This is a genomic window from Streptomyces sp. NPDC014656 (assembly GCF_043084305.1).
In the GTDB taxonomy this organism is placed as follows: Bacteria; Actinomycetota; Actinomycetes; order Streptomycetales; family Streptomycetaceae; genus Streptomyces.
Genome location: NZ_JBIBZN010000019.1, coordinates 75457 through 93417, shown reverse-complemented (window position 1 = coordinate 93417; position 17961 = coordinate 75457). Strand labels below are relative to the sequence as shown.

The 17961-nt window shown below is 74.1% G+C and carries 21 protein-coding genes; 10 read left to right on the top strand and 11 right to left on the bottom strand.

The features are described from left to right. Positions 1 to 2: 2 nt before the first annotated feature. The gene (gene dtd / locus ACF1ED_RS32595; protein WP_391766664.1) at positions 3 to 428 is read right to left on the bottom strand and encodes a D-aminoacyl-tRNA deacylase; all 426 of its coding nucleotides are present in this window, start codon (positions 426 to 428) and stop codon (positions 3 to 5) included. Positions 429 to 556: 128 nt separating this feature from the next. On the opposite strand from dtd, the gene ACF1ED_RS32590 reads away from it, so the two are divergent. Both ACF1ED_RS32590 and ACF1ED_RS32585 read left to right on the top strand, forming a co-directional pair. Continuing rightward, positions 557 to 1168 carry an ABC transporter substrate-binding protein gene (locus ACF1ED_RS32590; protein WP_391766662.1) on the top strand — a complete coding sequence of 204 codons (612 nt, stop codon included), beginning with the start codon at positions 557 to 559 and terminating at the stop codon, positions 1166 to 1168. Positions 1169 to 1229: 61 nt separating this feature from the next. Then, a complete protein-coding gene (locus ACF1ED_RS32585) occupies positions 1230 to 2474 on the top strand; it encodes a GNAT family N-acetyltransferase (protein ID WP_391766660.1) in 1245 nt (414 codons plus the stop codon). A gap of 27 nt (positions 2475 to 2501) precedes the next feature. Here ACF1ED_RS32585 and ACF1ED_RS32580 read toward each other — a convergent pair whose 3' ends face one another. Together ACF1ED_RS32580 and ACF1ED_RS32575 are read right to left on the bottom strand one after the other, a co-directional pair. Then, complete coding sequence (locus ACF1ED_RS32580; RefSeq protein ID WP_391766658.1) at positions 2502 to 3272, bottom strand: ABC transporter permease; 771 nt, start codon at positions 3270 to 3272, stop codon at positions 2502 to 2504. Beyond that, complete coding sequence (locus ACF1ED_RS32575; protein ID WP_391766656.1) at positions 3265 to 4206, bottom strand: ATP-binding cassette domain-containing protein; 942 nt, start codon at positions 4204 to 4206, stop codon at positions 3265 to 3267. The genes ACF1ED_RS32580 and ACF1ED_RS32575 overlap by 8 nt, the downstream gene beginning before the upstream one ends. A 116-nt stretch (positions 4207 to 4322) precedes the next feature. On the opposite strand from ACF1ED_RS32575, the gene ACF1ED_RS32570 reads away from it, so the two are divergent. Next, entirely contained in the window at positions 4323 to 5111 is a 789-nt protein-coding gene (locus ACF1ED_RS32570) for a TetR/AcrR family transcriptional regulator (RefSeq protein WP_391766654.1), read from the top strand. Positions 5112 to 5350: 239 nt separating this feature from the next. Here the strand turns inward: ACF1ED_RS32570 and ACF1ED_RS32565 are convergent, their stop codons facing one another. From ACF1ED_RS32565 to ACF1ED_RS32555, 3 genes are all read right to left on the bottom strand, one after another. Further along, positions 5351 to 5836: a MarR family winged helix-turn-helix transcriptional regulator gene (locus tag ACF1ED_RS32565; protein ID WP_391766652.1), complete on the bottom strand. Its 486-nt coding sequence runs from the start codon at positions 5834 to 5836 to the stop codon at positions 5351 to 5353. Positions 5837 to 5926: 90 nt separating this feature from the next. Beyond that, positions 5927 to 6334: a VOC family protein gene (locus tag ACF1ED_RS32560; protein ID WP_391766650.1), complete on the bottom strand. Its 408-nt coding sequence runs from the start codon at positions 6332 to 6334 to the stop codon at positions 5927 to 5929. Positions 6335 to 6344: 10 nt separating this feature from the next. Further along, a complete protein-coding gene (locus ACF1ED_RS32555) occupies positions 6345 to 6764 on the bottom strand; it encodes a helix-turn-helix transcriptional regulator (protein ID WP_391766768.1) in 420 nt (139 codons plus the stop codon). A gap of 110 nt (positions 6765 to 6874) precedes the next feature. Between ACF1ED_RS32555 and ACF1ED_RS32550 the strand changes: the two genes are divergently transcribed. From ACF1ED_RS32550 to ACF1ED_RS32540, 3 genes are all read left to right on the top strand, one after another. Next, the gene (locus ACF1ED_RS32550) at positions 6875 to 7285 is read left to right on the top strand and encodes a helix-turn-helix domain-containing protein (protein ID WP_391766648.1); all 411 of its coding nucleotides are present in this window, start codon (positions 6875 to 6877) and stop codon (positions 7283 to 7285) included. Between the two features lie 69 nt (positions 7286 to 7354). Next, on the top strand, positions 7355 to 7975 hold the full coding sequence (locus ACF1ED_RS32545; RefSeq protein WP_391766646.1) for a hypothetical protein: 621 nt from the start codon (positions 7355 to 7357) through the stop codon (positions 7973 to 7975). Between the two features lie 95 nt (positions 7976 to 8070). Beyond that, complete coding sequence (locus tag ACF1ED_RS32540) at positions 8071 to 8421, top strand: DUF2516 family protein (RefSeq protein WP_150230018.1); 351 nt, start codon at positions 8071 to 8073, stop codon at positions 8419 to 8421. A gap of 82 nt (positions 8422 to 8503) precedes the next feature. On the opposite strand, the gene ACF1ED_RS32535 is transcribed toward ACF1ED_RS32540, so the two are convergent. The 3 genes from ACF1ED_RS32535 to ACF1ED_RS32525 form a co-directional block, all read right to left on the bottom strand. Continuing rightward, positions 8504 to 9787, bottom strand: coding sequence for a PP2C family protein-serine/threonine phosphatase (locus ACF1ED_RS32535; RefSeq protein WP_391766644.1), 1284 nt, complete (start codon positions 9785 to 9787; stop codon positions 8504 to 8506). A 330-nt stretch (positions 9788 to 10117) separates the two neighbouring features. After that, a complete protein-coding gene (locus tag ACF1ED_RS32530; RefSeq protein ID WP_391766642.1) occupies positions 10118 to 11176 on the bottom strand; it encodes a C40 family peptidase in 1059 nt (352 codons plus the stop codon). A gap of 207 nt (positions 11177 to 11383) precedes the next feature. Next, entirely contained in the window at positions 11384 to 12187 is an 804-nt protein-coding gene (locus ACF1ED_RS32525) for a class I SAM-dependent methyltransferase (protein ID WP_391766640.1), read from the bottom strand. 187 nt (positions 12188 to 12374) lie between these two features. On the opposite strand from ACF1ED_RS32525, the gene mshA reads away from it, so the two are divergent. Further along, entirely contained in the window at positions 12375 to 13745 is a 1371-nt protein-coding gene (mshA, locus tag ACF1ED_RS32520; protein WP_391766638.1) for a D-inositol-3-phosphate glycosyltransferase, read from the top strand. After that, entirely contained in the window at positions 13738 to 14292 is a 555-nt protein-coding gene (locus ACF1ED_RS32515; RefSeq protein ID WP_391766636.1) for a YbjN domain-containing protein, read from the top strand. The genes mshA and ACF1ED_RS32515 overlap by 8 nt, the downstream gene beginning before the upstream one ends. Here ACF1ED_RS32515 and ACF1ED_RS32510 read toward each other — a convergent pair. After that, a complete protein-coding gene (locus ACF1ED_RS32510) occupies positions 14249 to 15580 on the bottom strand; it encodes an MDR family MFS transporter (protein ID WP_391766634.1) in 1332 nt (443 codons plus the stop codon). The genes ACF1ED_RS32515 and ACF1ED_RS32510 overlap by 44 nt on opposite strands. Positions 15581 to 15706: 126 nt before the next feature. On the opposite strand from ACF1ED_RS32510, the gene ACF1ED_RS32505 reads away from it, so the two are divergent. Further along, positions 15707 to 16468, top strand: coding sequence for a phosphoglyceromutase (locus tag ACF1ED_RS32505; protein ID WP_391766632.1), 762 nt, complete (start codon positions 15707 to 15709; stop codon positions 16466 to 16468). Positions 16469 to 16539: 71 nt separating this feature from the next. Here the strand turns inward: ACF1ED_RS32505 and ACF1ED_RS32500 are convergent, their stop codons facing one another. Continuing rightward, positions 16540 to 17073, bottom strand: coding sequence for a hypothetical protein (locus tag ACF1ED_RS32500; RefSeq protein WP_391766630.1), 534 nt, complete (start codon positions 17071 to 17073; stop codon positions 16540 to 16542). A gap of 135 nt (positions 17074 to 17208) precedes the next feature. On the opposite strand from ACF1ED_RS32500, the gene ACF1ED_RS32495 reads away from it, so the two are divergent. Then, a complete protein-coding gene (locus tag ACF1ED_RS32495) occupies positions 17209 to 17676 on the top strand; it encodes a GNAT family N-acetyltransferase (RefSeq protein WP_391766628.1) in 468 nt (155 codons plus the stop codon). Positions 17677 to 17961 lie beyond the last annotated feature (285 nt).

The following is a 17961-nucleotide window of genomic DNA, read 5'->3' as shown; positions in this document are numbered from 1 at the left end:
GCTCAGACCTCCAGCAGGACCGTGAACGGGCCGTGGTTCGTGAGGCTGACGCGCATGTCGGCCCCGAAGCGGCCCGTCTCCACGTGGGCGCCGAGCCCGCGCAGCTGGGCGACGACCTCGTCGACGAGGGGTTCGGCGACGGGGCCGGGGGCGGCGGCGTTCCAGGTGGGGCGGCGGCCCTTGCGGGCGTCGCCGTAGAGCGTGAACTGGGAGATCACCAGGAGCGGGGCGTTCACGTCGGAGCAGGAGCGCTCTTCCTCCAGTACCCGGACGGACCAGAGCTTTCTGGCCAATCGGGCCGCCTTCTCCGGGGTGTCGTCGTGGGTGACGCCCACCAGGACGCACAGTCCCTCGCCGGTGATCTCGCCGACCGTCTCCCCTGCGACGACCACCTTCGCGCCGTCCACCCTCTGCACCACAGCTCGCATGGGTCCCAACCTATCGATCGGGGATTTCTGGGGGCCGAACGGGTGCAGAGCGCCTGCACGCGCGCGTGCCGGGGTGGCACCATGCCAGGAGGCGGTGCGGCTCCGCACCGGTCGAGGGGACGATTCTCATGAGTGCTTCCAGCACCGGGCCGACGCCGTCCGGTCCCGTACCGCTGATCCGCTCCGCCGGAGCGGTGCCCGGCGGGCCGGTCGGGCGGCCGCCCGTGCAGCGGACCGCCGAGCCGGCGCCGTCCGGCCGCCCGGGGCAGGAGCTGGGCGGGCTGCGCCTCGCCGAGCTGCGGGCGCTGCGCCGGGACGCGCAGAGCGACGAGGCCGATCTCAGTTACGTGCGGCGGATGCTCCAGGGCCGGATCGACATCCTGCGGGCCGAGCTGGCCCGGCGGACCGATCCGGAGGCGCCGGTGCTCGACCGGCTCTCCGAGATCCTGGCGGACGTGCCGTCGCGGCACCGCACCTCGGCCCGGCACGTGACGCTGTCCACGCCGCGCGGGGAGGAGTACCGGCGGCTGGCCGCCGAGATGCTGTCGGAGGTCGAGCTGTCGGACCTGACGGCCCGCACCGACGAGGAGCTGCACACCGCGATGGGGCGGCTCGCGGGCTACGAGCAGCAGGTCTCGCAGCGCCGCCAGGCCCTCCAGCGCACCGCCGACGACTGCGGGGCGGAGATCGCCCGGCGCTACCGCGAGGGCGAGGCCCAGGTCGACGACCTGCTGGCCTGACCGGCCGGGGAGCCGGGAAAAATCCGGTGGCGGAACGGCGGGGCGTGCGTAGGGTCGGGGGATGTCTGTCGAACTGCGCGCGGTGACCGAGTCCGAGTTCCCCGACTGGCTGCGGGCGTTGCGGACCGGGTTCCTGCACGAGCCCGTGGTGCCCGACGCGCTGGTGGCCGACCGGCTGGCGCACGTCGATCTCGACCGGACGCTGGGCGCGGTGGAGGACGGCCGGGTGGTCGCCACCTTCCGGTCCTTCCGGCAGGAGCTGAGCACCGTCGGCGGCGGCTCCCTCGTCGCGGACGCGGTCACGCAGGTGACGGTCGCGCCGACGCACAAGCGGCGCGGGCTGCTGAGCCGGCTGATGGCGAGGGACCTGGCCGCCGCCAGGGAGCGGGGCGACGCGGTCGCGACCCTGATCGCCGCCGAGTACCCGATCTACGGCCGGTTCGGCTTCGGTCCGGCGAGCTGGACCACCGAGTGGAGCGTGGACGTGCGCCGGGCGGGGCTCGATCCGCGGCGCGCGGGCCGTCCGGAGGACGGTGGCCGGATCGATCTCTCCGACGGGGCGGAGATCCGCCGGATCGGGCCGGGGCTGCACCGGCGGCTCGCCGGTGTCCGGGCCGGCGTCACCGGCCGCACGGAGCGCAACTGGGACGTGGGCACGGGCGGCGGGCACCACCTGGATCCGTGGACGGAGCCGTACTACGCGGTCTACCGCTCGGTTTCCGGGGAGCCCGAGGGGTACGTGTCGTACCGCTGCGACGACAAGTGGGGCGACGGCAAGCAGCCGGAGAACACGCTGACCGTGCGGGACCTGGTCGCGGCGACGCCGGCCGCCGAGCACGCGCTGTGGCGGTTCGTCTGCTCGGTGGACTGGGTGACGACCGTCCGCAGCGGTCACCGGGCGCCGGACGACCCGCTGCCGATGCTGCTGCCGGACCCGCGGGCGGCGCGGACGGTGACCCACGCGGACATGATGTGGCTGCGGGTCCTCGACGTGGTGCGGGTCCTGGAGGAGCGGACGTATCCGGTGACGGACGGGCTGGTCCTCGACGTGCGGGACGGCGACGGCCTCGCGGGCGGCCGCTACCGCCTGGACGCCTCGCCGAAGGGGGCGTCGTGCGCCCCGACGGCCGCCTCCGCCGATCTGGTGCTCGACGTGGCCGAGCTGGCCCGGCTGGTCCTCGGCGACGCGTCGCCGGTCCGGCTCGCGCTGCTCGGCCGGATCGAGGAGGCGGTGCCGGGGGCGGCGGCCCGGGCCGAGCTGCTGTTCCGGACGCCGCTGCGGGCGTTCTCGCCGGACGTCTTCTGAGGCCCGTCCCGGCTCCGGGAGGCCCGGTCAGCGGGTGCGCAGGCGGAAGAGCGCGCCGGAGACGGTGACGGCCAGGGCCAGCAGGGCGCCGCACCAGGCGAGGGCGGTCCAGGGGGCGGTGCCGACCGGCTGGTCGAGGAGCAGGCCGCGCAGGGACTCGATGAGCGGGGTGACGGGCTGGTGCTCGGCGAAGCCGTGCAGCCAGCCCGGCATGGTGTCGATGGGCACGAAGGCGCTGCTCGGGTAGGGCAGGAACATCATGAGGAAGGTGACCGTGTTGGCCGCCTCGGGGGTGCGGGCGATCAGTCCGGCCGCCGCGGAGAGCCAGGAGACGGCCGTGATGTAGGCGAGCAGCAGGCCGATGGCGGCGAGCCAGCCGGCGGGGGTGGCGGCGGGGCGGAAGCCGATGAGGAAGGCGACGCCGAAGACCAGCGTGGTGGCCAGCAGGTTGCGGGCGACGGTGGCGACGACGTGTCCGGTGAGGAAGGGGACGGCGCCGACGTCGAGGGTGCGGAGCCGGTCGACGGTGCCGCCGCGCATGTCCTCGCTGACGGAGACGGCGGTGCCCGCGGCGCCGAAGCCGGCGCACAGGACGATGACGCCGGGGACGACGTAGGTGACGTAGCGGGTGTCGCCGGTGTCGATGGCCCCGCCGAAGAAGTAGACGAAGACCAGCATCAGCATGACGGGCATCACCAGCGCGCTGATGACGGCGTCGGGGTTGCGCCGGCCGAGGAGGACGCCGCGCCCGGCGAGGACGGTGGCGGCGGCGAGGGGGCGGGCGGTCGCGTCAGACATGGCTCGGCTCCTTCGTGGTGCTGGTCAGGTGGAGGAAGACGTCGTCGAGGGTCGCGCTGTGCAGGGCGAAGCGTTCGATGTCGGTGCGGTGCGGGTCGAGTTCGTCGAGCAGGGCGCGGACGTGGGCGGCGCTGCCGTCGGTGGGGACGCCGAGCGTGAGGGTCCCGGGGGTGTGGGCGGTGGCGTGCGGGCTGAGGCGGAGGTAGGCCTCCCGGTCGCGGGCGACGAGGTCGAGGCGGTGGCCCGCGTAACGGCTCTTCAGCTCCTCGGGGCTGCCTTCGGCGAGGGTGCGGCCGCCGCCGAGGACGGCGATGCGGTGGGCGAGCCGGTCGGCCTCCTCCAGGTACTGGGTGGTGAGGAAGACGGTGGTGCCGTGGCCGGACAACTCGCGGACGACGTCCCAGAGTTCGTTGCGGCTGCGCGGGTCGAGGCCGGTGGTGGGCTCGTCGAGGAAGACGATCCGGGTGGTGCCGGGGTCGCGGACGAGGCCGGCGGCGAGGTCGAGGCGGCGGCGCATACCCCCGGAGTACGTCTTCGCCTGGCGGTCGCGGGCGTCGGCGAGCCGGAAGCGTTCGAGGAGTTCGTCGGCGCGGCGGGCGGCGGCCTTGCGGGAGAGGCCGGAGAGGCGGGCGGTGAGGCGGAGGTTCTCGGCGCCGGTCAGGGTCTCGTCGACGGCCGCGTACTGGCCGGTGAGGCTGATGGCGCGGCGGACCGCGCGCCGCTCGGCGACGACGTCGTGGCCGGCCACGCGGGCCTGTCCGGCGTCGGGGGCGGTGAGGGTGGTGAGGATCCGGACGGTGGTGGTCTTGCCGGCGCCGTTGGGCCCGAGGAGGGCGAAGACGGTGCCGGCCTCGACGCGGAGGTCGAGGGCGTCGAGGACGCGGACGGCGCCGTAGGTCTTGGTGAGGCCGGCCGTCTCGATGGCGGGAGGCATGGGTGTCCCCTTCTGCTGCGCTCGGCGGAGTACTGCGTATGCCCTACGCGTTACTGTGTAAGGGTTACGCATTACTAGGATGGGCGTCAAGCGAGCGAGCTCAGGAGGCGACGCGCATGGCGGGCGAGAAGGACGGAGAGGACGGGAAGACGTCCTCGGGCGGGGGCGGCACGTTTCTGCCGGCCTCCATCGAGGCCGCCTGGGGGCTGCGCGAGCGCCCCACCAAGGGGCCGAAACCCGGGCTGAGCCTGGACCGGATCGTCGCCGCGGCGGTGGACCTCGCCTCGGCGGAGGGGCTCGCCGCCGTCTCGATGGGACGGGTCGCCAAGGAGCTGGGCGTCTCGACGATGTCCCTCTACCGGTACGTCTCCGCCAAGAACGAGCTGTACGTGCTCATGCAGGAGGCGGCGACCGGCGCCCCGCCCGAGCTCTTCGGCCCCGGCACCGACTGGCGCGAGGGGCTGGAGCGCTGGGCCTGGGCCCTGCGGGAGGTCTACATGCGCCACCTGTGGCTGCTGCGGATCCCCCTCTCCGGCCCGCCCGCCACGCCGAACTCGGTGGCCTGGTGGGAGTGGGGGCTGGTCGCCCTGGGCGGGACCGGCCTCGACGAGGGGGAGAAGCTGGGGGTGGCCATGCTGCTGGGCGGCTTCGTGAAGAACGACGCCCTGATGGCGGTCGAGCTGGGCGAGGCGATGGCGGGCGGAGGGGACGCTCCGGAGGAGGCCATGCGCCGGTACAGCGGGACCCTGCGGCGGCTGGTCGATCCCGCCGTGTACCCGGAGGTGTCACGGGTGATCGAGTCCGGCGTGCTGGACCGGGCCGACGGCCCCGGCGACGAGTTCCGCTTCGGCCTGGCCCGGATCCTGGACGGCGTCGCGGCCCTCGTGGAGGCCCGCGCGTCCTGAGTCGCCGTCAGGCGGCCCTGACGGCACCGGACTCGGCTGCCTCCGGCCGGGCCGGGCCCTTCGCGCGGAGCGCGGCCGCCGTGACCGCGGGGGCGGCGAGCGGTAGGAGCGGGGCCGGGCGCGCAGGGGACCCCTCCTGTCCGTGGAGGCGACAGGAGGGGCTCTAGTAGAAGGTTTTGTCGCGGACCATTTTTTACGGACCTTGATGGAGGGGTTCCCGTCCCGGTTCCGGGGCGGGGTCAGTTCTTCTGGCGGGCCCGGCGGGCGGTCGCCGGGCCCTCGACCGGGGTCCTCAGGTGGTCCCCGGCCAGCCGGCCGAGCGCGCGGACCAGCACCTCCCGCTCCTCCTCCGGGAGCGAGCCGAGGGCGCCCGCGTGGACGCCGTCCACGATCCGCCGGCTCTCCGTCGCGACCCGCGCGCCCGCCTCGGTGACCGCGATGATCCGGGCCCGCCGGTCCGTGCTCGACGGGCGCCGCTCGGCCAGCCCGGCCTTCTCCAGGGCGTCCACGGTGACGACCATCGTCGTCTTGTCCATGTCCCCGATCTCGGCCAGCTGCGCCTGGGTCCGCTCCTCCTCCAGGGCGTGGACGAGGACGCAGTGCATCCGGGCGGTGAGCCCGATCTCCGCCAGCTCCGCCGCCATGCGGGTGCGCAGGACGTGACTGGTGTGGTCGAGGAGGTAGGAGAGATCGGGCTCGCTGCGGCGGGGCGTCATGGCGGTCATGTCCGCCAGGGTAGTCAGAAAGGATCCGTTCCGGACGGTCCGGAAGCGGAGGGGTTACGCCTGGGCGATCCGGATCATGAAGCGGAGGGGTTACGCCTGGGCGATCCGGATCATGTTGCCGGAGGGGTCCCGGAAGGCGCAGTCGCGGACGCCGTACGGCTGGTCCATCGGCTCCTGGAGCACGTCGGCGCCGGCCGCCCGGACCCGCTCGAAGGCGGCGTCCACGTCGGCGGTGCGGAGGTTGACCCCGCGCAGCAGGCCCTTGGAGAGGAGCTCGGCGACGGCCTTGCGGTCCTCGTCGGTGGCGCCGGGGTCGGCCAGCGGCGGTTCGAGGACGAGCTCGACGTCCGGCTGGGCGGGCGACCCGAGGGTCACCCAGCGCATCCCCTCGTAGCCCACGTCCTTGCGGACCTCGAAGCCGAGCGCGTCGCGGTAGAAGCCGAGGGCGGCCTCGTGGTCGTCGGTGGCGATGAAGCACTGGTGCAGGTTGATGTCCATGTCCTCCACGCTAGGGAGCCGTGTCGAGCGGCGCTTCTCCGTTCCTGACCGGTCGCGAGGCCACCTTGGCGACGCAGGCGGGCAGGGCGGCGTCGGCCCCGTGCGCGCGGGCCCGGTAGGCGCTCGGCGTCTCCCCGACCAGTTGGGTGAACCGCGAGCTGAAGGAGCCCAGCGACGTGCACCCCACCTCCATGCAGACGTCCGTCACCGACAGGTCGCCGCGCCGCAGCAGCGCCTTGGCCCGCTCGATCCGGCGGGTCATGAGGTAGCCGTACGGCGTCTCCCCGAAGGCGGCCCGGAAGCTCCGCGCGAAGTGCCCGGCGGACATCAGCGCCGTCCGGGCCAGCGCCGGCACGTCCAGCGGCTGCGCGTAGTCCCGGTCCATCCGGTCCCGCGCCCTGCGCAGGCGCCGGAGGTCGTCGAGCGGTATGCGAGTGTCACGCGTCACACCGCCACCGTACCGGGCGCGGCCGCCACGCCGGGAACACTATTGCAAGCATCTGCTTGCAATAGTTAGCAAGCGGTGGCAGGGTACGGAGCATGGCAACGCTCAACGTCGGCAATCTCGGCAGCCTCGGCGACTACCTGCGCGAGCAGCGGCGCACCGCGCAGCTCTCGCTGCGGCAGCTCGCCGACGCCGCCGGGGTGTCGAACCCGTACCTGAGCCAGATCGAGCGCGGGCTGCGCAAGCCCAGCGCCGAGGTGCTCCAGCAGGTCGCCAAGGCCCTGCGGATCTCGGCCGAGACGCTCTACGTGCGGGCCGGGATCCTCGACGAGAAGGACCTGGAGGAGCTGGAGACGCGGGCCGTCATCCTGGCGGACCCCTCGATCAACGAGCGGCAGAAGCAGGTGCTGCTCCAGATCTACGACTCCTTCCGCAAGGAGAACGCGGCGGAGAGCGCCGCGGAGGCGGCGGCGCGCGCCGCCGCCGAGCCGGGAGCCTCCGGCTAGTACGCCCACCCCGGCCGGTACGCCGGCCTGTACGTCAGCTTGTTCCGACCCATCGGGAGGACCACCAGCATGCCCCTCATCGACGAACTGCGGACCCCCCTCTACTTCGCCGCCGGCACCGCCGACCTCGCCGTGCGCCAGGCCCGCAAGGTGCCCGGCCTGATCGAGCAGCTGGCCGCCGAGGCGCCCGGCCGGATCGAGGCCGTGCGGAACGCCGACCCGAAGGCCGTGCAGGAGAAGGTCCAGGAGAAGGTGCAGGCCACGGTCGCCGAGGTCGTCGGCGTCGTCGGCGGTCTCGACACCGACCTCAAGAAGCTCGGCGAGACCGCGCAGGACCTGGCCCTGCGGGGCGTCGGGGTGGCCGCCGAGTACGCCGTCAAGGCGCGCGAGAAGTACGAGGAGGTCGCCGCCCGCGGCGAGGAGACCGTCCGCGCCTGGCGCGGCGAGACCGCCGGGCCGGCCACCGAGATCACGGTCGTCGTCGAGCCGGACCCGGAGCCCGCCGCCGGCCCGGAGCCCGTCGTGGAGCCGGCCGCCGCCGAGGAGACCGCGCCCGAGGCCAAGCCGGCCGCCGCCCGCAAGCCCGCCGCCCGCAAGGCCCCCGCCAAGAAGACGGCGGCCAAGGCCGATTCGAAGACCGACGCCAAGGCCGACGCGAAGGCCGACTCCGCGGCGGGCGCGGCCGAATAGCGGAGCCGGGCACCATTCCTGGGGCCCGGAGCGTTGGAACGGGTACCTTGACCGCGAGGCGCACGTACCCCATGACCCCCTAGGCGGTGTTCAGCATGCTGATGGACCGGTTCGACAACACCCTCAACCTGCTGATGTTCCTGGTCTTCACCGGCTTCGCCGTCGCCTCGTTCGTCATCGCGGCGATGGTCCGGGAGGACGCCTACCGGGCCGCGGACAAGCAGACGAAGAAGTTCTGGCTGATCCTCCTCGGGGTCAACCTCGCGCTGAACCTCTTCCTCCCCGGCCTCCTCTTCCTCCTGATCGCCGGCCTGATCGCCGCGATCGTCTTCATGGTGGACGTCCGCCCGGCCCTCAGGCAGGTCATGGGCGGCGGCGGGGGAGGCCGGCGCGGCGGCGGCTCCAGCAGCGACGGGCCCTACGGCCCGTACAACGGCGGCCGGTAGCGGCAGGGACGCACGGCGCGGGACCGCACGGCGCGGGAGCGCGTGACCGGGAACGTACGGCGCGGGCGGGGCCCGGGGATTCCTATCCCCGGGCCCTGTCCCGTTCCAGGGCCAGCAGGGCCACGTCGTCCGTCAGCTCGCCGCCGTTCAGCGCCCGGGCCTCGGCCATCGCCGCCTCCAGGAGCATCTCGCCGCGCAGGCCGGTGGTCAGCTGCCGGTTGATCACGTCGACCATGCCGTCCTGTCCGAGCCGCGGCGAGCCCGGGCCCGCCGTCCGGCCCTCGATCAGGCCGTCGGTGTAGAGCAGCAGGCTCCACGCGCCGCCCAGCTCGACCTGCCGGCGCGGCCAGCGGGCGCGCGGCAGCAGTCCGAGGGCCGGGCCGCCGTCCTCGTACGGCAGGAGCCGTGCGGTGCCGCCCCGCTGGGCGACGAGCGGCGCCGGGTGGCCGGCCAGGCACAGCCCGGCGCGGCGGCCGTCGGGCGCGATGTCGACCGTGCAGAGGGTCGCGAAGATCTCCTCGCTCTCCCGCTCGTGCTCCAGGACCTGCTGGAGGGTGGAGAGCAGCTCGTCCCCGCACAGTCCGGCGAAGGTCAGGGCGCGCCAGGCGATCCGCAGCTCGACGCCGAGGGCGGCCTCGTCGGGGCCGTGGCCGCAGACGTCGCCGATCATGGCGTGGACGGTGCCGTCCGGGGTGCGGACGACGTCGTAGAAGTCGCCGCCGAGCAGCGCGCGGGACCGGCCGGGGCGGTAGCTGGCCGCGAAGCGGAGGTCGGAGCCCTCCAGCAGCGGGGTGGGCAGCAGGCCGCGCTCCAGCCGGGCGTTCTCCTGGGCGCGCAGCCGGGACTCGGCGAGCTTCACCTTGGCGGCGTCGTTGCGCTTGCGCTCGACGGCGTACCGGATGGCGCGGCTCAGCAGCCGGCCGTCCAGCTCCTCCCGGAAGAGGTGGTCCTGGGCCCCGACGCGCACCGCCTCGGCGGCCAGCTCCGCGTCGGCGGAGGGGGCGAGGGCGAGGACGGCGTGGCGGGGGGCGAGCCGCAGGATGTGCCGCAGCGGGGCGAGCGGGTCCTCGTCGGCCGCCGTCCGGGGCACGGGCAGCGCGAGGTCGACGAGGACGCAGTGGACGTCGTCGGTGAGGAGCCGCTCGGCCTCGGTGAGGTTGCGGGCGGTGCGGATGCGGACCCGGGTGCCGCCCGCGCCGGCGGCGTCGAGCAGTTCGGGTACGGCGAGGGCACCCGCCGGGTCGTCCTCGACGACCAGGAGGGTGAGGTCGGTGCGGTCGCGGTCGGCCGCCGGCGCGGGGGCCGCGACGGGGCCTGTTCCTGTTCCTGTGCCTGTTCCTGTGTCTGTCACAGCGGTGGCGTCCATGGCGGTGGTCTCGCCTTGCCCCGCAGCAGAGACGATTCTCTGGCGCGGTACGGATACGGGCATCGGTTCGGGTTTCCTTCCCTCCCCCGAGGGTGCGCCGGGCGCCGGGTGGCGTCCCGCCCGTCCGGGACCATAGCGGCAGTGCGGCGCCCGGCGGAATGGCGATCACTCCGCGGGCGGCCGTGAGCTCCTTGGCATATGCCGCGGAAGGGGAGGTAGTTGCGCTTCCGGCGGGTGCGGGCGGGCCCCGGGCCCATGAGAAAGGTCACTCGGCCCGGATGTGTCAGGTCGGGGCGGGAGCGGGACCCGGGCCGGAGCGCCGGCCGGGGGTCAGCGCGGGCGGACGATGCCGAGGATCTCCATCGAGCCGGCGCCGGCGACGGTCACGTTCCGGCCGGGCCGGGGTGCGTGGACCATCTTCCCGTCGCCGATGTACATGCCGATGTGGCTGGCGTCCTGGTAGTAGACGATCAGGTCGCCGGGCCGCATGTCCTTCGGCTGCACGCGGGGGAGCAGCCGCCACTGCTCCTGCGAGGTGCGCGGGATGCGCTTGCCCGCGGCGGCCCAGGCGGACTGGGTCAGGCCGGAGCAGTCGAAGGAGTCGGGGCCCTCGGCGCCCCACACGTACGGCTTGCCGACCTGGGCGAGGGCGGACTCGATCGCCCTGCGGCCCTCGGGGGTGGCCTCGGCGCTGAGTTCGGCGAGGATGCCGGAGCCGACCCACTTCGACTGCGCCCGCTGCCGGGCCTGCTCCTCCAGGCGGCGCAGCCGCTCGCGCTCCTCGGCGGCGAGCTCGCTCTCCAGCTTCTTCGCGGCGTCGATCTTGGCGTTGATCTCCTTCTTCGCCTCGGCCTGCCGGACCCGGTCGGCCTCCAGCTTCGTCCAGTTGTCGCCGGCCTCCGTGGCGTAGGTGTTCAACTCGGCCTGGGTGCGCGAGAGTTCGCCGATGAGGTCGCTGGTGGCCTTGGCGCCCTCGCGGAGCCGGCCGGCGGTGTCGAGGAAGAGCTGCGGGTCGCCGGTGAGGGCGAGCTGGGCGCTCTCGGGGATGCCGCCGCTGCGGTACTGGGCGCGGGCGGCGGCGCCCGCCTGGGCCTTGAGGGCGTCGATCCGCTCGCGGCCGCTCTCGATCATGCGGGCGAGCCGGACGATCTCGGCGGACTGCGTCTCGGTGCGCTCCTCGGCGAGGTTGTACGCGTCGGTGGCGGCGGCCGCCTGGCGGTACAGCGCGTCGATCTCCGTCCGGACCTGTTCGAGGGTCTTCTTCGGCGGGGGCGGCGGCAGCGGGGCGGCGCCGGCCTGGAGGGTGAGCGCCGGTGAGGCCAGGAGGGCCAGGGCGCAGGCCGCGGTGACCGCGGCGGCGGCGTACGGACGTCGGCGTCGTCGGTTCACTGGACTCCCCCTCGTGGCCCGGGCTTCCCCCCTGGCCACTTTCTGATTTACCGTCAGTAACTTGTGTGGTCCTGGCGATAGTGCCACGCGGAAACGGAAAACGACAGGTACCCCACCAGAGTGACGCCCGGTGAGGTGCTGACGTTCCCGCCTCACGGCGACGGGGGGGAACCGTGGGGCGCCGGAGTCCCCCCGGGCGCCTGCCCGTCACCCGCCGCGGGGCGCCAGCGCCTCCCAGCGGACCGTGACCTCGCCCTGGCGCCAGCGCTTCGGGCCGTCGGTGACCGGCCAGTCCGCCGCCAGGTCGCGGACGGAGCGGATCCAGCGCTGCCGGGCGCCCAGGGAGGCGTACGGGGCGGCCGCCGCCCAGGCGCGGTCGAAGTCCCGCAGGAAGGCGTGGACGGGCTCGCCCGGCACGTTGCGGTGGATCAGCGCCTTCGGGAGGCGTTCGGCCAGGTCGGAGGGGCGGTCGAGGGAGCCGAGCCGGGTCGCGAGGGTCACCGTGCGGGGGCCGCTCCGGTCGAGCGCCACCCAGACGTGCCGCCGCCCGATCTCGTCGCAGGTCCCCTCGACGAGCAGCCCGCCCGGGGCGAGCCGCCCGCACAGCCGCGCCCACACCGCCGCGACCCGCTCCTCGTCGTACTGGCGCAGCACGTTGGCCGCCCGGATCAGCGCGGGCGCGCCCGGCACCGGCACCTCGAAGCCGCCGTGCACGAAGGCGAGGCCCTCGTACCGCTCCTCGTACGGCTTCGCCGCCTCGACCCGGGCGGGCTCGATCTCGATCCCGTACAGCAGGGTCCTGGGGTCGGCGGTGCGCAGCCGGGCGAGGAGTTCCACGGCGGTCCAGGGGGCCGCGCCGTAGCCGAGGTCGACGGCGACGGGCGGCTCGGGGGAGCGGCGCAGGGCGGGGCCGTGGACGGCGGCGATCCAGCGGTCCATGCGGCGCAGCCGGTTCGGGTTGGTGGTCCCGCGGGTCGGGGTGCCGACAGGGCGGGTGGTGCGCGGGGCCATGCGAAGAGGATACGGAGGGAGGGGGAGGGGGAGGAGCGGGCGGCCGTCGCGTAATGAATTGGCAAAGCGCCGGAGGCGGTGGAAATGAAAGGACTCGTTCCGGTGTTGTGCGGGGCGGAGGACGTGTACCGCGCCCTCCGCCTGTCATGTCCGCACGCCAGGCCCCTCTCGCGGAAGGACCGCCGACGTGAGCCAGTACGTGTCCCGGTTCGCCGGCACCCGGCACCGGCACCCGGCAGCGCCCTCCCGGCTCCGGTTGCCGGGGCGCCACCGGACCCCCCGCCGGGTGGCGATGCTCTCCGTGCACACCTCCCCGCTCCACCAGCCGGGCACCGGCGACGCGGGCGGCATGAACGTCTACATCGTCGAGCTGGCCAAGCGGCTCGCCGCCATCGACATCGAGGTGGAGATCTTCACCCGGGCCACCACCGGCGGCCTCGCCCCGGTGGTCGAGCTGGCCCCCGGCGTCCTGGTGCGGCACGTCGACGCGGGCCCGTACGAGGGGCTGGCCAAGGAGGAGCTGCCGGCCCAGCTCTGCGCCTTCACGCACGGCGTGATGCAGGCGTGGGCGGGCCACCGCCCCGGCCACTACGACCTCGTCCACTCGCACTACTGGCTCTCCGGCCACGTCGGCTGGCTCGCCGCCGAGCGGTGGGGCGTCCCGCTCGTCCACGCCATGCACACCATGGCCAAGGTCAAGAACGCCTCGCTCGCCGAGGGCGACACCCCCGAGCCCGCCGCCCGCGTGATCGGCGAGACGCAGATCGTCGCCGCCGCCGACCGGCTGATCGCCAACACCACCGAGGAGGCCGACGAGCTGGCCCGCTTCTACGAGGCGGACCCCGGCAAGATCGCGGTCGTCCACCCCGGGGTCAACCTCGACCGCTTCCGGCCCGCCGACGGCCGGGCCGCCGCCCGCGCCCGCCTCGGGCTGCCGCGCGACGCCTTCGTGCCCGTCTTCGCCGGCCGCATCCAGCCCCTCAAGGCGCCCGACATCCTGCTGCGCGCCGCCGCCCTGATGGTCGACCGCGACCCCTCGCTCCGCTCCCGGATGGTGGTGCCGGTCGTCGGCGGTCCCAGCGGCAGCGGCCTCGCCAAGCCGGAGGGGCTCCAGAAGCTCGCCGCGAAGCTGGGCATCGCCGATCTGGTGCGCTTCCACCCGCCGGTGGGCCAGGAGCGGCTCGCGGACTGGTTCCGGGCCGCGTCGGTCCTCGTCATGCCCTCGTACAGCGAGTCCTTCGGGCTGGTCGCGATCGAGGCGCAGGCGGCCGGCACGCCGGTCGTCGCGGCCTCGGTGGGCGGCCTGCCCGTCGCCGTACGGGACGAGCGGACCGGCTTCCTGGTGCAGGGGCACGACCCCGCCGACTACGCGCGCGTGCTGGATCGTTTCGCCGCCGATCCGGAGCTCACCGCCCGGATGGGCGCGGCGGCCGCCCGCCACGCCGGGTCCTTCGGCTGGGACACGGCCGCGTCGGGCACCGCCGACGTGTACACGGCCGCCATGCACGACCACCGCCAGCAGGCGCAGCACCGTCGCGTACGCTCCCACCATGGCTGACGCTCAGGAGGCACCGCGGACCGCCGGGGACACGCTCACCGGCGCGGAGCGGATCAGGCGGATCATCGAGGGCACGTTCGACGAGGCCGAGCTGGAGTGGGAGAGCCCCGCGCCCGGTTCGTACGTGGTCAAGCTGCCCGGGACGCGCAAGCTGTTCACCACGCTGTCGCTGCGGGTCGGCCGCCACTCCCTCTCCCTCAACGCCTTCGTCGTCCGCCACCCCGACGAGAACGAGGCCGGCGTCCACCGCTGGCTCCTCGAACGGAACCTCAGGCTGTACGGCGTGGGGTACGCGATCGACAAGCTCGGCGACATCTACCTCGCCGGCAAGCTCCCGCTGGCCGCCGTCACGCCGGAGGAGCTGGACCGGCTGCTCGGCTCGGTCCTGGAGGCGGCGGACGGCGACTTCAACACGCTGCTCGAACTCGGCTTCGCGTCGGCCATCCGGCGGGAGTACGCCTGGCGGGTCTCCCGGGGGGAGTCGACGCGCAACCTCGACGCGTTCAGGAACCTGACGCGGGAGACGGCTGCGCCGCAGCGGGACTGACGCCCTCCACGGCCCCCGACTTCCCCGGGGCCACCGCCGCCCCCGGCTCCTCCGCGACCGCCGTCTCCGGCTCCTCCTCGCACAGCGCCCTGCGCAGCCGCAGGGTGTAGCCGACGGCGGCGAGCGCGCCGATCGCGAAGGTGCCGGCCCACAGCACGTCCGAGCCGGGCCCGTCGACGATCGCGCCCGCCAGGATCGGCGCGACGAAGCCGGCGACCGCCCACGACATGCCCATCACGCCCTGGTAGCGGCCCCGGGCGTGCTCCGGCGCGAGCCGGGCGGTGGCGGCGGCGTTCGTCGGCACGTGGACCATCTCGCCGACCGTCCACACGACGACGGTCGCGGCGAAGGCGACGGACGAGCCGGCCAGCGCGGTGGCGCCGGTGCCGACGGCGAAGAGCAGCGAGGAGACGGTCAGCAGCACGACCGGCGACCGCCGCTCGGTGACCTTGTTGACCAGCAGCTGGAAGCCGACGATCACGATGCCGTTGACGGCGATCACCATGCCGTACGAGGACGGGGACAGCCCCTGCTCGGCCATGGTCAGCGGAAGGCCGATCCAGGGCGCGGTGAAGACCACGCAGACCAGCAGGTTGAGCAGGACGAGGGTCCGGAAGGGCGCGTCGCGCAGCACGTCGAGCATCGACACCCGCTCGTCGGCCGGCTTCTCCCCGCCCTTCGCCGCCGCCCGCTCCGGCCGGGTCTCCGGCAGCCGCAGGAAGACGATCACGGCGCACAGGGTGGTGGCGACGGCGTCGACGAGGAAGAGGGTGCGGTAGCCGAGGAAGGCGGCGGCGCCGCCCGCGATGGAGGCGACGGCGAAGCCGAGGTTGAGCGCCCAGTAGTTGAGGGCGAAGGCGCGGCGCACGTCGTCGGCGGGCACCATGTCGGAGATCGTCGCGTTGATCGAGGGCCGTACGGCCTGCATCGCGACGCCCATCAGCAGCACGACCAGGGCCACGCCCCAGGCGCTGGTGACGAAGGCGAGCGCGGCGGCGCAGGAGGCGGCCGCCAGGTGCATGGTGATCATCGTGGGGCGGCGGCCCCAGCGGTCGGTGAGGACGCCGCCGAGCGGGGAGCCGGCGACGCCGCCGAGACCGTGCAGGGCGACCACGAGGCCGGCGAACCAGGCGGAGTGCCCGAGCTCGATCGTCAGGTAGAGGGAGAGGAAGGTCAGGACGAAGGCCCCGGTCCTGTTGACCAAGGTCGACAGCCAGAGCCACCAGAAGCCCTGCGGCAGACCGGAGACGGTGGCCCGCGCCGATCGTCTGAGCGAATCGATGGACATGTGAGGTGCGCCCCCCGTGTGCTGTAAGACCCTCCAACGGCCCTCGAAACTTACGCATCTCGGCAGGCGGACGCCAGCGAATTGACGACGCGCGTCAATCGTCAGAGGTCCATTAGGCTCGTGCGCATGGCCGACGCACCGTACAAGCTGATCCTCCTCCGCCACGGCGAGAGCGAGTGGAACGAGAAGAATCTGTTCACCGGATGGGTGGACGTGAACCTCACCGCGAAGGGCGAGAAGGAGGCGACGCGCGGCGGCGAGCTGCTCAAGGACGCCGGCCTGCTCCCCGACGTGCTGCACACCTCCCTCCAGAAGCGCGCCATCCGCACCGCCCAGCTCGCGCTGGAGTCCGCGGACCGCCACTGGATCCCGGTCCACCGCTCCTGGCGCCTGAACGAGCGCCACTACGGCGCCCTCCAGGGCAAGGACAAGGCCCAGACCCTCGCCGAGTTCGGCGAGGAGCAGTTCATGCTCTGGCGCCGCTCGTACGACACCCCGCCGCCGCCGCTCGCCGACGACAACGAGTACTCCCAGGCCGGCGACGCCCGCTACGCGACGATCCCGCCGGAGCTGCGCCCGCGGACCGAGTGCCTCAAGGACGTCGTCGAGCGCATGCTCCCGTACTGGTACGACGGCATCGTCCCGGACCTCCTCGCCGGCCGCACGGTCCTGGTCGCCGCCCACGGCAACAGCCTCCGCGCCCTGGTGAAGCACCTCGACGGCATCTCCGACGCCGACATCGCGGGCCTCAACATCCCCACGGGCATCCCGCTCTCCTACGAGCTGGACGAGAACTTCAAGCCCCTCAACCCCGGCGGCACCTACCTCGACCCGGAGGCCGCCGCGGCCGCCATCGAGGCCGTCAAGAACCAGGGCAAGAAGAAGTAGCCCGACGCGCGGAAGGCCCCCGCCCGGTGGAACGGTCGCCGGCGGGGGCTTTCTTCGTGTCCGGAGCGGGGTCAGTGCTCCTGGCGGCCGCCCGCCGCCTCGTCGCAGGCGCGGTCGCGGAAGTCGTCCAGGGAGCTGGTGAGGGTCTCGTCGTCCAGGGTGTAGCGCACCTGGCCGGGCTTCAGGCGGGCCAGGTCCTCCGGGGTGAAGCGGACGGGGGCGGCCGACCAGGAGCCGTCCTCGGTCCAGCCCGCGAGGCGGTAGCCGCGGCCCTTCTCCAGGCGCTCCGCCTGCGTCCGGGGCGTCCACCGCTCCGCCGCCGGCGCGCCCGCCGTCTGCAGCAGTGGCCAGGAGGTGAAGCCGGTGACCGGGCCGTCGTGCCGCCAGTCGCCGGTGACCTCGCGGGACTCCTCCGGCGCGTCGTCCGGGTAGAGCATCGCGCCGTCGACGTGGTCGTGGCACATCAGGAGCACGCCGAGCGGCGTGCCGTCCTCCGCCACCGACACCCCGGCGAGCCCCGCGGGCGCGGGCGAGCAGCCCGTGAGCAGCAGCGCGGCCGTCCCGGCCGCCGCCGCTGTCAGGAGGGTCGCTCGCGCGGAGGGCATGGCGGCAATTCTGGCGGGCGGAAGCGGCGATGCCCAGGGGTGACCCACGGTAATCCAAGGTGAACGGGGTCCAGGGGCGGACGGGGGGCGATATCCGGGCGCGCGGGACCGGGGCCGCTCGCTACCGTCCCGCACATGACACGATCACCGCGCCTGGAGCCGGTCACCCCCGCCACCGTGGACGCCGCCCTCGCCCTGCGCGTCCACCCCCACCAGGAGAAGAACGTCGCGCCCATCGTGAAGTCGCTGGCCGAGGCGTACGCGTACGGCGAGACGGCCTGGCCCCGGCTGATCCTCGACGGCGACCGGCTCGTCGGCTTCCTCATGGGCTTCCTCGACGTCGTCTGGGACGAGGAGAAGGACCCCGCCGACCGGCGCAGCGGACTGTGGCGGCTGAACATCTCCGCCGACGCCCAGGGCGAGGGATACGGCCGCTTCGCCGTGGAGGCCCTCGCCGGGGAACTGCGCCGGCGCGGAACCGGACGGATGTACGTGACCTGGGAGCCCGGCGAGGACGGGCCCGGCGGCTTCTACCGCGGGCTCGGCTTCCGCACCACCGGCGAACGGAGCGGCGGCCAGGTCGTCGGCGTACTCGACCTGTGAGGGCGCGGGCGTGAGGGAGGGGCGGGAGCCGCCGGCCCCCGCCCCTCCGCTCCGTCAGCCCGAGCAGCCGCCGCACTGGCACGGCGCGCCCGACTGGCAGCCGCAGCCACAGCCCGAGCCGCAGCCGCACGCGCCCAGCACGGGCAGGCGCGCCGGCTCGCGCGGGGCCTGCGCCGGGGACTCGGTCGTGGTGGGGGAATCGGCCATGGGGTCCCTCCCTCGCGGGACGCGGATCGTCCCTCGTCCCCCATTCCATGCCCACCGGGACCGGCGCATCAACGGCGC